General features: G+C 70.9%; 12 protein-coding genes. 5 read left to right on the top strand and 7 right to left on the bottom strand.

Annotated elements, in window-relative coordinates; genetic code table 11:
- Window positions 1-117 precede the first annotated feature (117 nt).
- Together ACFY0P_RS43450 and ACFY0P_RS43445 are read right to left on the bottom strand one after the other, a co-directional pair.
- The gene (locus ACFY0P_RS43450) at window positions 118-1,941 is read right to left on the bottom strand and encodes a glycosyl hydrolase family 18 protein (protein WP_388926915.1); all 1,824 of its coding nucleotides are present in this window, start codon (window positions 1,939-1,941) and stop codon (window positions 118-120) included.
- A 155-nt stretch (window positions 1,942-2,096) separates the two neighbouring features.
- Window positions 2,097-2,669 (bottom strand): cob(I)yrinic acid a,c-diamide adenosyltransferase, encoded by a 573-nt coding sequence (locus ACFY0P_RS43445; protein ID WP_388926912.1) that lies wholly within the window; start codon window positions 2,667-2,669, stop codon window positions 2,097-2,099.
- 209 nt (window positions 2,670-2,878) lie between these two features.
- Between ACFY0P_RS43445 and ACFY0P_RS43440 the strand changes: the two genes are divergently transcribed.
- The 3 genes from ACFY0P_RS43440 (at window position 2,879) to ACFY0P_RS43430 (ending at window position 7,150) form a co-directional block, all read left to right on the top strand.
- Window positions 2,879-3,727, top strand: a complete 849-nt coding sequence (locus tag ACFY0P_RS43440; RefSeq protein WP_388926909.1) for a 3-hydroxyacyl-CoA dehydrogenase family protein — start codon at window positions 2,879-2,881, stop codon at window positions 3,725-3,727.
- Window positions 3,728-3,912: 185 nt separating this feature from the next.
- Entirely contained in the window at window positions 3,913-4,236 is a 324-nt protein-coding gene (locus ACFY0P_RS43435; RefSeq protein WP_388926906.1) for an STAS domain-containing protein, read from the top strand.
- A 358-nt stretch (window positions 4,237-4,594) separates the two neighbouring features.
- The gene (locus tag ACFY0P_RS43430; RefSeq protein ID WP_388926903.1) at window positions 4,595-7,150 is read left to right on the top strand and encodes an ATP-binding protein; all 2,556 of its coding nucleotides are present in this window, start codon (window positions 4,595-4,597) and stop codon (window positions 7,148-7,150) included.
- 535 nt (window positions 7,151-7,685) lie between these two features.
- Here ACFY0P_RS43430 and nucS read toward each other — a convergent pair.
- Window positions 7,686-8,357: an endonuclease NucS gene (gene nucS / locus ACFY0P_RS43425; RefSeq protein ID WP_358987176.1), complete on the bottom strand. Its 672-nt coding sequence runs from the start codon at window positions 8,355-8,357 to the stop codon at window positions 7,686-7,688.
- A 327-nt stretch (window positions 8,358-8,684) separates the two neighbouring features.
- On the opposite strand from nucS, the gene ACFY0P_RS43420 reads away from it, so the two are divergent.
- Window positions 8,685-9,077 (top strand): SCO5389 family protein, encoded by a 393-nt coding sequence (locus tag ACFY0P_RS43420; RefSeq protein WP_089098747.1) that lies wholly within the window; start codon window positions 8,685-8,687, stop codon window positions 9,075-9,077.
- Window positions 9,078-9,180: 103 nt separating this feature from the next.
- On the opposite strand, the gene ACFY0P_RS43415 is transcribed toward ACFY0P_RS43420, so the two are convergent.
- Window positions 9,181-10,209 carry an LLM class flavin-dependent oxidoreductase gene (locus ACFY0P_RS43415; protein WP_388926899.1) on the bottom strand — a complete coding sequence of 343 codons (1,029 nt, stop codon included), beginning with the start codon at window positions 10,207-10,209 and terminating at the stop codon, window positions 9,181-9,183.
- Between the two features lie 223 nt (window positions 10,210-10,432).
- On the opposite strand from ACFY0P_RS43415, the gene ACFY0P_RS43410 reads away from it, so the two are divergent.
- A complete protein-coding gene (locus tag ACFY0P_RS43410; protein ID WP_388926896.1) occupies window positions 10,433-10,774 on the top strand; it encodes an ATP/GTP-binding protein in 342 nt (113 codons plus the stop codon).
- 21 nt (window positions 10,775-10,795) lie between these two features.
- Here ACFY0P_RS43410 and ACFY0P_RS43405 read toward each other — a convergent pair whose 3' ends face one another.
- From ACFY0P_RS43405 to ACFY0P_RS43395, 3 genes are all read right to left on the bottom strand, one after another.
- The gene (locus ACFY0P_RS43405) at window positions 10,796-11,680 is read right to left on the bottom strand and encodes an ABC transporter permease (protein ID WP_388926893.1); all 885 of its coding nucleotides are present in this window, start codon (window positions 11,678-11,680) and stop codon (window positions 10,796-10,798) included.
- The gene (locus ACFY0P_RS43400; protein WP_388926890.1) at window positions 11,677-12,906 is read right to left on the bottom strand and encodes an ABC transporter ATP-binding protein; all 1,230 of its coding nucleotides are present in this window, start codon (window positions 12,904-12,906) and stop codon (window positions 11,677-11,679) included. Before ACFY0P_RS43400 ends, ACFY0P_RS43405 begins: the two co-directional genes overlap by 4 nt.
- 122 nt (window positions 12,907-13,028) lie before the next feature.
- Entirely contained in the window at window positions 13,029-13,805 is a 777-nt protein-coding gene (locus tag ACFY0P_RS43395) for an ABC transporter permease (RefSeq protein ID WP_388926887.1), read from the bottom strand.

Genomic DNA, 13,805 nt, shown 5'->3' with positions numbered 1-13,805 from the left:
CGGGGCCGGGCGCGGGGCGCCGCCGCCCGCCCCGCGCGCCGGGGGGGGGGGGGGGGGGGGGCGGGGCGGGCCCCCCCCCCCCCCCCCCCCCCCCCGGGTGGGGGGTGGGCGCAGGACTCAGCTCAGCCCGGAGTTGATGGCGCTCACCAGCTCACCGTTGCTGGTGTCGCCGCTGAACTCCCAGAAGAAGGCGCCGCCGAGGCCCTGGGACTTGGCCCAGCTCATCTTCCCGGCGATCGTCGACGGGGTGTCGTACGACCACCAGTTGGTGCCGCAGTGGGCGTACGCCGTGCCCGCGATGGTGCCGGTGACCGGGCAGGACGTCTTGAGGACCTTGTAGTCCTCGATGCCCTGTTCGTACGTGCCGGTCGCCGCGCCGGTGGCCGTGCCGCCCGGCGCGTCCTGGGTGACGCCGGTCCAGCCTCTGCCGTAGAACCCGATGCCGATCAGCAGCTTGCTCGCCGGTACGCCCTGCGCCTTGAACTTGGCCATCGCGTCGGCCGTGTCGAAGCCGGCGGTCGGGATGCCGGTGTACGAGGTGAGCGGGGAGTGCGGGGCCGTCGGGCCGGTGGTCGCCCAGGCGCCGAAGAAGTCGTACGACATCACGTTGTACCAGTCGACGTACTGTGAGGCGCCCGCGTAGTCGGTGGCGTCGATCTTGCCGCCGGCGGAGCCGTCGGCCGTGGTGGCCGCGGTGACCAGGGCGGAGGAGCCGAACTTGGCGCGCAGCGCGGACATCAGGTTCTTGAAGGCCGCCGAGCCGCTGGTGTCGCAGCTCAGGCCGCAGGCGTTCGGGTACTCCCAGTCGATGTCGATGCCGTCGAAGACATCGGCCCAGCGCGGGTCCTCGACCAGGTTGTAGCAGGAGTTGGCGAACGCGGTCGGGTTGGCCGCCGCCTGCGCGAAGCCGCCGGACCAGGTCCAGCCGCCGAAGGACCACAGGATCTTGATGTTCGGGTACTTGGCCTTCAGCTCGCGCAGCTGGTTGAAGTTGCCGGCCAGCGGCTGGTCCCAGGTGTCGGCGACGCCGCTGACCGACTGGTCGGCGGTGAACGTCTTCTGGTAGTCCGCGTAGGCGTCGCCGATCGCGCACTGGCCGTTGGTGACGTTGCCGAAGGCGTAGTTGATGTGCGTGATCTTCGCCGCGGACCCGGAGGTCACCAGGTTCTTGACCTGGTAGTTGCGGCCGTAGATGCCCCACTCGGTGAAGTAGCCGAGCTTGACCTTGGAACCGGTGGTCGGGGGAGTGGTGCCGCCCGTGGTGTGGACGGCGACCGCGCCGCTGACCGGTCCCGTCTGGTTCGCGGTGTCGCGGGCCTGGACCGTGTACGAGTAGTCGGTGCCGGCGGTGAGACCCGAGTCGGTGTACGAGGTGGTGGTCACCGTGGAGACCACCTTGCCGTCGCGCAGCACGTCGTAGTTCTTGACGCCCTTGTCGTCGGTGGCGGCGGACCAGTTCAACTGCACCGAGGTGTCGGTGACGTTGGACGCGGTCGGGGTGCCGGGCGCGGAGGGCGCCGAGTCGCCCGGGGTGGTGGTACCTCCGTCGCAACTCGCCCCGTTGAGCAGACAGTTGCTGGGCGATCCCGAACCGGCGCCGTTGAAGCCGAAGGAGACGGAGGCGCCGGGGGCGATGGAGCCGTTGTAGGACTTGTTCTTGGCGGTCCAGTGAGTGCCGGAGGAGGTGACGTCCGCGTCCCACGCGGAGGTGACCGAGGTTCCGGAGGGGTAGTCCCACTCGACGGTCCACGAACTGATGGTGGTGGTACCGGTGTTCTTGACGGTCCACTGGCCGCCGAAGCCGGTACCCCAGTCCGAGGTCTTGGCGTAGGTCGCGGTGGCGGACGTCGCGGCCTGGGCGGGGCTCGCGATGCCCACCAGGCCGGCCAGGGGGAGCACCAGCGTCGCGAGCCCTGCCGCGACTCTGTGTCTGAAGCGCATGCTGCGCCTCCCTCTTGATCGGGGTGACGTGGGCATGACTGAGCCTTCATGCCCATGGTGCCGCGAGAATAGAAAGGTCTGGACCACCGGTCAATAGGTCTGGACCACTCTTGTATACGGCCGTCGGATCCCCAACTCCCGCACCGGCGGCGGAGTTACCGCTCCCCGCCCGGGACCCAGAGCACGTCCCCGACGTCCTTGTTGGCCGTGCGGGCAAGGATGAACAGCAGGTCCGAGAGCCGGTTGAGGTAGGTCGCCGTCAGCGGGTTCATCACCTCGCCGTGCACCTCCAGCGCGGCCCACGTCGACCGCTCGGCCCGCCGCACGACCGTGCAGGCCTGGTGGAGCAGGGCCGCTCCCGGGGTGCCGCCCGGCAGGATGAAGGAACGCAGCTTCTCCAGCCGCTCGTTGAAGCGGTCGCAGTCCGCCTCCAGCTTGTCGATGTAGAACTGCTCGACCCGCAGAGGCGGGAACTCGGGGTTCGCCACCACCGGCGTCGACAGGTCCGCGCCGACGTCGAAGAGGTCGTTCTGGACCCGGGTGAGCACCTTGACGACCTCCTCCGCCAGGCCGCCCAGCGCGATCGCCGTCCCGATCACCGCGTTCGCCTCGTTGGCGTCGGCGTACGCCGAGATCCGCAGATCCGTCTTGGCGACCCGGCTCATGTCCCCGAGGGCGGTGGTGCCACGGTCGCCGGTCCTGGTGTAGATGCGCGTGAGATTGACCATGTGGCCAGCGTAAAGGTGTCCTCGGTGGCGGCGGACTACGCCATGCGTGGCGTGAAACGGACCATGCCGCCGGGACCGCCTGACGGGACGTGACGGTTGTCTCACGTCCTGAGACCGTGACACGCATTACTTACCGGGTTTCCCGGCCCCCGACGAGCGCTAGGGTCCCGCCCAAGAGGCATACCTCAACAGCGTGTAAGGGGAGTGGAGTGGAACGGAAGCTTGCCGTCATCGGGGCCGGCCTGATGGGTTCCGGCATCGCCCAGGTCGCCGCGCAGGCGGGCTGGGACGTGGTCCTGCGTGACGTCACCGACGAAGCACTGGACCGTGCCGTGGGCGGGATCCAGACCTCGTACGGCAAGTTCGTGAGCAAGGGGAAGCTGGAGGCGCACGACGCCGACGCCGCCCTGGCCCGCATCACCACGACCACCGACCTGGACGCGGTCGCCGACGCGGACATCGTGGTCGAGGCCGTCTTCGAGAAGCTGGAAGTCAAGCACGAGATCTTCCGCGCCCTCGACAAGATCGTGCGCCCGGAGGCCGTACTCGCCTCCAACACCTCCGCCATCCCGATCACCAAGATCGCGGCCGCCACCGAGCACCCGGAACGGGTCGTCGGCGTCCACTTCTTCTCGCCGGTGCCGATGATGCAGCTCGTGGAACTGGTCCGCGGCTACAAGACCAGCGACGAAACCCTCGCCACCGCGCGGGAGTTCGCCGAGTCCACCGGCAAGACCTGCATCGTGGTCAACCGGGACGTCGCCGGTTTCGTGACGACCCGGCTGATCTCGGCGCTCGTCGTCGAGGCCACCAAGCTGTACGAGTCGGGCGTCGCCACCGCCGAGGACATCGACCTCGCCTGCAAGCTGGGCTTCGGACACGCCATGGGTCCGCTGGCCACGGCCGACCTCACCGGCGTCGACATCCTGCTGCACGCCACCAGCAACATCTACACCGAGTCACAGGACGAGAAGTTCGCCCCGCCGGAGCTGATGCGCCGGATGGTTGACGCCGGTGACATCGGGCGCAAGAGCGGGCAGGGCTTCTACACGTACTGAAACATCAGTACGTAGATCCTCTGATCGCCTGTCAAAACGCACAAACCCCGGAGGTTTCACTCTCCGGGGTGAATTCGGTATCGGTTCGCTTACAGATGGCAACCTCTGACCGGCGAACGCAGTCAGACGTTGCAATACCGGACAACACTTTCACGGAGTAGGACACGCACTCTCGGGGAGCGCATATGTACATCAGGGGCGACCACGCCGAGCTGGTCGTCGGGGGCCGCCTCGACGTCCGCAGCGCGGCGGACGCCCGTACGGTCCTGCACTCGGCCGTCGACGACGGAGTCGGCGATCTGGTGCTGGACCTGTCCGAGCTGGATTCCTGGGACGCCACCGGACTCGGGGTGATCATGGGGGCCCACCGGCGGGCCGGCCGCTGCGGCCGCCGCCTGGTGCTGCGCGGCGTGCCGCCGCAGATGCAGCGCCTGCTGGTGGCCACCCGGCTGCACCGGATCCTGGCGATCGAGGGGGGTATCGGTCTGGAGTCGCTGCCCCGGGTGTGACACCGGGACCGGCGGCCGGCTGTGCCGCGATGGACCGGTGGCCGGCTGTGCCGCGGTGACCGGCTGTGCGGCGGCGAACCGTCGGGACACGGCGATCCGGTGTGAACCGGGCGACGGGGGTGACCCGGTCGGACGGCATGCATGCGCACGTCAGACGCAATCCTCACGAGACCGTGATGTCTCGGACGGCGCGGTACCCCGGACTGTCGTAGATACTGTGCGAAGGTTTAAGGTTCGGTCGCCCGCCGCCCTTGCCACCCTTCGAGCGCGGGCCCGGACCAGAAGCGACAGCGCGGTGTGCAACAGGCCGGGAGGGGCCGGTATTCGGCACACGACGCTTTTGGGGGGCTAGGAACCTATGGACCCGATCAACCCGGGACCCGAGGGGTACGGCCAGGACGATGGGGGTACCTCCCGGTCGAGCCTGTTCGAGACTGGGGGAGGCAGCACGCCGCGCCAGCGCCCGCCCAGGGAATCCCTCACCAACGACTTCGGTCAGAGCGCCCCGGCGACGGCCCGCACCACGCGGCTGGTCGCCGGCGACTTCCTGCTGACCGTCAATCCCGTCGACGGCAGCGAGATAGAACCCTGCCCGCCGACCGAGCGGCCCGCCAGAGCGGAGAAGCGCACCGCCGCCGAGCGCGCCGAGCACGAGCGCGCCGTCCGGCCGCCGGTTCCGCCCGGCCCCGCCCGGCCCGAGCTGCCGCTCCTGGAGCGCCAGGACGACCGCGAGCGGCTGGTCCGGCTCCTCGCCCGCGGCCGCTCGGTGCGCCTCACCGGCCCCGCGGGCTCCGGCCGCACCGCACTCCTCGACCTGGTCGCCGACGACTGCTCCGACCTCGCACCCGACGGCGTGGTCCGCCTCAACGGCTTCCACCGCACGCCCGAGGACCTGCTCCACGACCTCTTCCACGCCGTCTACAAGGCGCCCACGCACCGCCCGGACCCCGACGAGCTCCTCGAACTGATCCGGGACATCGGCGCGGTCGTCGTCCTCGACGACGTCGAGTTCGGCGGCGCCGGGCTCGACGAGCTGGTCGACGCCACCCCCGAGTGCGCCTTCCTGATCGGCGCCACTCCGGACGTGCCGGCGCCCTCCGCCGACTCCGCCGTCGAGGAGGTCTTCCTCAGCGGCCTGGACCGGGCCGGCGGCGTCGACATCCTGGAGCGCGCGGTCGGCCGGGTGCTCACCGAGGAGGAGGCCAACTGGGCCGGCGACCTCTGGTTCGAGTCCGAGGGCCTGCCGCTGCGGTTCGTCCAGGCGGGCGCGCTGCTGCGCCAGCGCGACCAGGTGCGGGCCAGCACGGGCGCCGTGGACGAGTTCGGCGTCTTCGCGTCCGACCTGCCCGAACTGTCCGCCCTTTCCGAGCTGCCGGCCGACGCGCCCTTCGACGCCGAGACGACCGAGGAGGTCCCGCTCCCGTCCCTCGGCGAGGCCGCCGCGCCCGCCCCGCTGCTCGCCTCCCGGCTCAGCGCCTCCGCCCGGGCAACCCTGCGCTTCGCGGTCGCCCTCGGCGGCGAGGTGCCGCACCAGGCCCATCTGCCGGCCCTCGTCGGCGACACCCACGCGGACGCGGCCCTCGGCGAACTGGCGGGCTGCGGACTGGTCTCCCCGGTGGGCTCCCGCTACCGGCTCGCCGCGGGCGTCCTGCAGCAGCTGGAGGCCGCCGGATACGCCGACGACGCGGCGGCCCAGGCTCTCACCGCCGCCCAGCACTACGGCTGGTGGGCCGGGCACCCCTCGGTCACCCCGGAGCGGGTCTGCGCCGAGTCCGACGCGATCCTCGCCGCACTGACGGTGGTCGTCCCCGAGACGGTGCCGCCGGCGGAGGACGAGGAGAGCACGCCGGTACGGCTGGCCCGGACGGCCGCGCCCGCGTTCGCGGCGGGGCTGCACTGGAGCGCCTGGGAACGCGCCCTGCGGGCCGGCGCCGAGGCCGCCCGCCTCGCCGGTGAGGTCGGCGAACAGGCCTACTTCCACCACGAACTCGGCATATTCGCGCTCTGCGGCGGCTGGCTGGACCGGGCGCGGGCCGAGCTGGAGGCCTCGATCGGGCTGCGCGGGGCGCTCTCCGACAAGCGGGGTACGACGGCCGGCCGACGGGCCCTCGCCCTGGTGGCCGACCGCTCGGGCGAGGTCGTCCCGGTCGCCGCGATGACGGGCGACGAGATTCCCGACGCCCGTCACGAGGAGTCCATATCCCCGGCCGGCGGGGTCACCACGCCCTTCCCCGCGGTCCACTCGCCGGTCTCCGACACGCTGGTCACCCACAGGGTCCCGGGGCAGCCGACGCCGTCCCAGGGCGGCGGGGGCGGCCTGGTCCGCATGGCCCGCCGCAATCTGGTGGCGGTGGGCGCGGGCGTGCTCCTGACGGCCGTCCTGGGCACCGTGGTCACCCTCGGCATGACCTCCAACAACAACGCCGACAACCCGTCCGACAACGTGAGCGTCAACCCCTCGGCGAGCGAGGGCACGGGCGACGGCAGCCTGGGCGCCGACCCCGGCCGGACGACGGGCACGGGCAACACCGGCACGACCACCACCAAGCCGACCGACCCGGGCCCCGACGGCACCCTGGGCACGTCGGACGACCCGACACCCCCGTCCGACACGAAGACGCCTTCGGCTTCGGCTTCGGGGACGAAGGGCTCGTCGGGCGGCGGGACGACCCACTCGCCCTCGGCCTCGCCGTCGAAGTCGCCCTCACCTTCGAAGTCGCCCTCACCGAGCCCGTCGAAGTCGTCGGAGTCGCCGTCGGCGAGCCCGTCGGCGTCGCCCTCGTCAACGACCCCGTCCGACACTCCCAGCACGACCGACACGGCGAGCGGCCCCGCCTCCGACTCCCCGAGCGTCGCGACGTCGAGCGCGTCGGAGAGCAGCGGCACGGGAACGTCGACCGGCACCCTGATCTGAGCCCTGGGTGTCCCACGCTCCACGCGTGGGACACCCACACCCACACCCACTCCGCCGCGACAGCGCGAACCGACGGCACCGAACCCGGCTCAGGCCGGCCCGGCACCGCCGGTCACCGCCGTCGGGGCTGAGCGCCGTCGCGGCGGTTTTGGGGTTGGGCGACGTAACTTCCCAGCCTTGGGCAGAACTCGCCTCGGGGCGTCGGGACTGGACAAGATTCGCCTCAGGTTGTCGGGCCCGGGCAGAACTCGCCTCGGGCCGTCACAGCACCGCCGGTCACCGTACGGCTGTTCTCGCTCCGCCGCCCGCTCCAAAACCGCCGCGACGGCGTCAAGCCACGATGGCACGGACCGGCGGTGCCGAGCCCGCCGAAAGGCGGCCCGGCACCGCCGGTTACCGCCGTAGGGGCTGACCGTCGCGGCGGTGTGGGGGCGGGGACGGCAGAGGCAGTAGCTGACGGGAGTGGTCGTCGGCGGTCGTGGAACCGGCGTGGTTCGTCGGCGTGTTCAGGGCCGTCGGCCCGCCCCGCTCCCGGTCAGAACAGGCGCAGCTTGTCGTCCTCGATGCCGCGCAGGGCGTCGTAGTCGAGGATGGTGCAGCCGATGCCGCGGTCCGTGGCGAGGACCTTTGCCTGGGGCTTGATCTCCTGGGCCGCGAAGATGCCCCGGACGGGGGCGAGGTGGGGGTCGCGGTTCAGGAGTTCCAGGTAGCGGGTGAGCTGTTCGACGCCGTCGATCTCGCCACGGCGTTTGATCTCGATGGCCACGGTCTGGCCCTCGGCGTCACGGCAGAGGATGTCCACCGGGCCGATCGCCGTCATGTACTCGCGGCGGATGAGCGTGTAGCCGTCGCCGAGCGTCTCGATCCGGTCGGCCAGCAGCTCCTGCAGGTGCGCTTCCACGCCGTCCTTGATCAGGCCCGGGTCGACACCCAGCTCGTGCGAGGAGTCGTGCAGGACCTCCTCCATGGTGATGATGAGCTTCTCGCCCGCCTTGTTGACGACGGTCCAGACGCCCTCCTCGTCACCCGTCCCCTCCTTGAGGGTGCACGGCGGCGACATCCAGTTCAGGGGCTTGTAGGCCCGGTCGTCCGCGTGGATCGAGACACTGCCGTCCGCCTTGACCAGGATCAGGCGGGGAGCGGAGGGAAGGTGGGCGGTGAGCCGGCCGGCGTAGTCGACGGAGCACCGGGCGATGACGAGACGCATGGTCGGCAACGCTACTCGACGCGCCGCCCTCCACGCGATTCGCCCACCACCGCCCTCGACCGCGGCCCTGCGGACCGCACTTCTCGATGCCGGCTCCGACCGGTCTCCGACCGGTCCTGGAGAGTCGCCTGCACACGCCTGTTCAACCCTGGCCGATTGTGTGCCTAAAGGGACCGTCGCATATACGCAATCTCCTGGTGGGGTCACCGCCCGTTGCCTACCGTAGTAAACGGGAGGTCGCGGATTGTGTACTCAGCGTGTTCGGTATCGCGAACTCCCTTACCTGTCCGCCAACCCCTGCTGTTCGGGGGTGCGAGAGGAGTACCCATGTCGCTCGACGTCTCACCGGCCCTACTCGAACAGGCCGAGCGAGGCGAGGTCGACGAAGCAGATTTCGTCGACTGCGTCCGGACCTCCCTGCCTTACGCGTGGGAGATGATCAGCTCCCTGGTGGCCCAGCTGAAGGTGGACGGCGGAGACTTCGCCGACAACCAGACGCCCCCGCCGGACGAGCAGGCACGCGGTCAGCTGCTGCGTGCGCTCGCGAGTGACGCCATACGCGGCGCCCTGCAGCGGCACTTCGGTGTGCGGCTGGCCTTCCAGAACTGCCACCGTGTGGCGGTGTTCCCGCTGGACGCCTCGGTCGACGAGACGCTGGCCCGCTTCACCTCTGTGCGCAATCAGCTGCTGAACCAGTCCCCGGAGCTCCGGGACTGCTGACGCAGTGCTCCGCTGCTACTGACGCAGTGAGCCGCTTGCTTGCCGCTCCACACGCGGGAGGTGCATCAGTCACTGGGGCGGCAAGCTCCCCGCGGCGGTGAGGTCACCGGAGGTGTGGCAGTACCTCGGCACCCAGCCGTCGTACGTTCTCCTCCGTGGCCGCCAGATCCCCCGAGCCCTCGGTCAGCAGGGCGAAACGGGAGATGCCGGTCCGTTCGGAGGTCGCGGCGAGGCGGTCGGCGCACAGCCGCGGGGTACCCACCGGGTGGAGTCCGCAGAGCAGTTCGGTGTACGCGAGCGGGTCCCGCATCGAGCGGAACCGGCCGTCCACCGTCACATGCGCCTCCAGGCCCTGTTTCAGCCAGCCCGGCATCGCCTTCGTCAGGGTCTCCGCGGCGTCGGCGCGGCTGTCCGCGATCTGGCAGACGCCGGCCGAGACATGGGCCGCCCCGGCGATCTCGTCGCCCGGCCGCCCGGCCGCCCGCGCGTGCTGCCGCCACAACGCGACCATCTCGGCCTTCTCCTCGTCGCCGACGTGCATCCCGAGCAGCATCGGCAGCCCCCGCTCGGCGGCCAGCCGGATGCTCGCCGCGGAGGTGCAGGCCACCACCACCTCCGGCCCCGGTGCCTCCGTCAGCGCCTCCGACGGGCGTGGTACGACGGGGACTTCACGGAACGAGAAGCGCGGTCCTGAGGCGGACACGGCCGGCTCGCGCAGCCAGCGCATCAGCAGATCGAGTGATTCGGGGAAGCCCTGTTCGTACGCCTCCAGGCCGGCTCCGAAGACCTCCAGATCCACCCAGGGCCCGCCCCGCCCCACGCCGAGCGTGAAGCGGCCGCCGCTCGTCACGTGCAGCAGCGCGGCCTGCTCGCCGAGGGCGACCGGGTGGACGGTGGGCAGCACGCTCACCGCCGTACCGACCCGCAGCCGCCGGGTGCGGCCCAGCAGCAGGGCCGCCAGCGTGACCGCCGACGGGCACGTGCCGTACGGCACGAAGTGGTGCTCGGCCAGCCAGACCGCGTCCAGACCGGACTCCTCGGCCACCTCCGCCGTGCGCACCGCCCGGTGCAGGGCCTCCCCTTGGCCCTGGCCCGGGAACTGGGCGGCCAGCACAAAACTACCTACGCGCATCGTTTCTTCCTGCTTTCCTGGCTCCGACCCGGAGCTCCCCCACCGGGCATAACCGTCTGACACGTGCCGAGGACACGGCCTGGCGGAGAGATTTGCGGATTGTCTGGAGAATGGGTCGCCCTGGAGGGGGACTTGTGCGGGTTGGTGCCCTACGCGTACCCCCGCGCGCGCGTCGTAGGCTGGACACAGCCCGTGCTTCCTGTATAGCCCCGAGAGGTGTCCCGTGTCCCCGCGTCGCAACCGACCCAAGGGCCCGAACGGAGCGGCCTCGTCCGGCCGGAGCGCCGAGGACGACCGCGCGGACCGCTACGGCGGCTGGCAGTCCACGGAGAGCTGGCAGGGCGAGGAGTGGAGCGTGCGGCACGTGGCCGGCGCCAGCGCGGTCGGCAAGACGTACCGCTGCCCGGGCTGCGACCAGGTGATCCCCTCCGGCGTCCCGCACGTGGTGGCCTGGCCGGAGCACTCGGGCGTGGACGAGCGCCGGCACTGGCACAAGGCCTGCTGGAACGCGAAGGACCGCCGCACCTCACGGGTGCAGCGGTCCAGGAACGCGCCGAAGTTCTGAGCGCCGTACGGCAGGTACGTCCTACACGTCCCGCTTCTCGAGGAGCAGGTACGCGCCCGCGAACGCGACGGCCGTCACGCCCAGGATGATCCACAGCGGGTCCCAGCCCGAAGGGCCGGAAGAGCCGAGGGAGTTGGAGTAGAAGACGCTCAGCTGGTTCGGGATCGAGTACTCGAACAGGGCCGTGCGCACCTTCTCCAGCGACGACGAGAACATGAACAGCGCGATCACCAGCGGGGCGAGCACCGCGCCGATCATGATGGTGATGGCGCCCGCCGAGTGCCGGATGATCGAGCCGACGATCAGCGAGAGCAGCCCGAGCAGCGCGATGTAGAGGCTGACGCCGACGGTTCCCTTCAGCCATTCCCCGGCGGTCGGCGTCCGGGCGATGTCGCTCAGCATCGACACCTGCGTCATGGCCACGAACGCGCTGGCCGCGAGGGTGATCACGAACGCGACCGCGAAGAAGACGATCGCCTTCGCCGCGAGCACGCGCGCACGGGAGGGGCAGGCCACCATCGTCGTACGGATCATGCCCGTGCCGTACTCCGAGGCGGTCGTCAGCACGCCGAGCGTGATGATGCACATGCTGCCGAGCAGCAGTCCGAAGAAGCCGAGCGAGAGCGCGTTGCTGCCGGACAGGTCGTCGGACGACGAGGAGGAGTTGCTGACCACCGCGCCGGCGAGGAGGCCGATGCCGATCACGAGGAGAACGAAGACGCCGAGCGTCCAGATCGTCGAACGCACCGACCTGATCTTCGTCCACTCGGAGGAGATCGCGTGCCAGAGGTTGGTGCGCACCACCGGGATCGGCGAGACGTAACCGGGGTACGCGCCGCCCGGCGCCGCCTGCCAGTGGGGCGCGGACGGGGCGGCCTGCGGCAGCGGAGGCTGGTGGGTGCTCATCGGGCGTCCTCGGGCTTGGTCAGGTCGGCGGGGGCGGATGCGGGGGCAGGGGCCGGCTGGGCCGGTGCGGGCGACGGCTGCGCATAGGGGTTCGGAGCGGCCTGCGGAGGCCCGTAGGGGCCCTGCGGGGCGCCGTACCCGCTCCCGGGCGCGACGGGTGTCCCCGGCGCTCCGTACGGCCCGGCGAACGGCCGGCCGCCCTGCTGGGGCGGCGGTGGCGCGTACCACCCCGGCTGGCCCTGCCCGGGCACCGGCACCGGCGGCTGGGCGCCCGGCGGCAGGGGCTGCTGGAGGCCCGCCTTCTCGTCGATCGAGGACCGGTAGTCGACGGCGCCCTGCGTCATCCGCATGTACGCCTCCTCGAGCGAGGCCTGGTGCGGGGAGAGCTCCCACAGCCGTACGTCCGCCTCGTGCGCGAGGTCGCTGATCCGGGGCAGCGGCAGCCCGGTCACTCTGAGCGCCCCGTCCTGCTCCGGCAGGACATGGCCGCCGGCCTCGGTCAGCGCCGAGCTGAGCTTCTCGCGCAGCTGCGGCTCGGTGTCCGGGGTGCGGACGCGTGCGAAGTCGGCGGAGTTGGCCGAAATGAAGTCGGTCACGCTCATGTCGGCGAGCAGCTGGCCCCGGCCGATGACGATGAGGTGGTCGGCGGTCAGCGCCATCTCGCTCATCAGGTGCGAGGAGACGAAGACCGTACGGCCCTCGGCGGCCAGGGACTTCATCAGGTTGCGCACCCAGAGGATGCCCTCGGGGTCGAGGCCGTTGACCGGCTCGTCGAAGAGCAGCACCTGGGGGTCGCCGAGCAGCGCGGCGGCGATGCCGAGGCGCTGGCCCATGCCGAGCGAGAAGCCCTTGGAGCGCTTTCCGGCCACGTCCTGGAGGCCCACCACGCCGAGCACCTCATCGACCCGGCGGGCCGGGATGGCGGACAGCTGGGCCAGGGAGAGCAGGTGGTTGCGGGCGGACCGGCCGCCGTGCACCGCCTTGGCGTCGAGCAACGCGCCGACCTGGCGGGCGGCGTTCGGGAGCTTGCGGTACGGGAAGCCGCCGATGGTCACCGAGCCGGCGGTCGGGTTGTCCAGGCCCAGGATCATTCGCATGGTCGTCGACTTGCCCGAGCCGTTCGGCCCGAGGAAGCCGGTGACGGCTCCGGGTCGTACCTGGAAGGAAAGGTTGTACACGGCGGTCTTGTCGCCGTAGCGCTTGGTCAGGCCTACAGCCTCGATCATGCTCCGCACCCATCGAAAGGATCAGGACAGCGGGGCAGACGCCCCCCGTAAGGGTTAGGAGGATATCGGGGAGCTGACGGTTCCGCCCAAGAGCATGCAAAGTCTTGCGGCCACGGGCCCGGTCACTGGGCGTCGCGCCGCTTCAGCAGGACGTACCCGCCGGCCAGCGCCGCGATCACCCACAGCCCCATGATCCCGAGCCCGCCCCAGGGCCCGTAGGGGACGTCGTCGCCGACCCTCGGTACCACCTGCATGATGTGGCTGCCCGCCTGGTCCGGCAGGAACCGGCCGATCTTCTTGGTCGCGTCGACGTTGCCGAGGATGTTGGAGATCAGGAAGAAGAACGGCATCAGGATGCCCAGCGACAGCATCGGGGAGCGCAGCATCGCGGCCACGCCCATGGAGAACGTCGCGATGAGCGTCATGTAGAGCCCGCCGCCGACGACCGCGCGCAGCACCCCCGGGTCGCCGAGCTGGGCCCGGTGGGAGCCGAGCATGGCCTGCCCGAGGAAGAAGGAGGCGAAGCTGGTCACCATGCCGACCACCAGCACCAGGCCGGCCGCCACCGCGATCTTGCTGAACAGGAAGGTGGCCCGCTGCGGCACCGCGGCCAGCGAGACCCTGATCATCCCGGTGCTGTACTCGTTGGAGACCACGAGCACGCCGAACACGATCATCGCCAGCTGCCCGAGGGTCATCCCGGCGAAGCTGATGTTCGTCGGGTCGAAGGAGAGCCGTTCCCGCGCGGGCATGTTGGAGAACTGGCTGTTCGCGAGCGCGGAGAGCAGCATCCCGAGGGCCACGGTGACCACCACGGCCAGGGACAGCGTCCATACCGTCGAGGCGACGGACCGGATCTTGGTCCACTCGGACCGTACGACCTGGGTGACGACGGCCAT

The sequence above is a fragment of the Streptomyces sp. NPDC001714 genome, assembly GCF_042892755.1.
Classification (GTDB): domain Bacteria; phylum Actinomycetota; class Actinomycetes; order Streptomycetales; family Streptomycetaceae; genus Streptomyces.
Note: the sequence above shows the minus strand (reverse complement) of the source record. Positions and strands in the feature narration are given on the sequence as shown.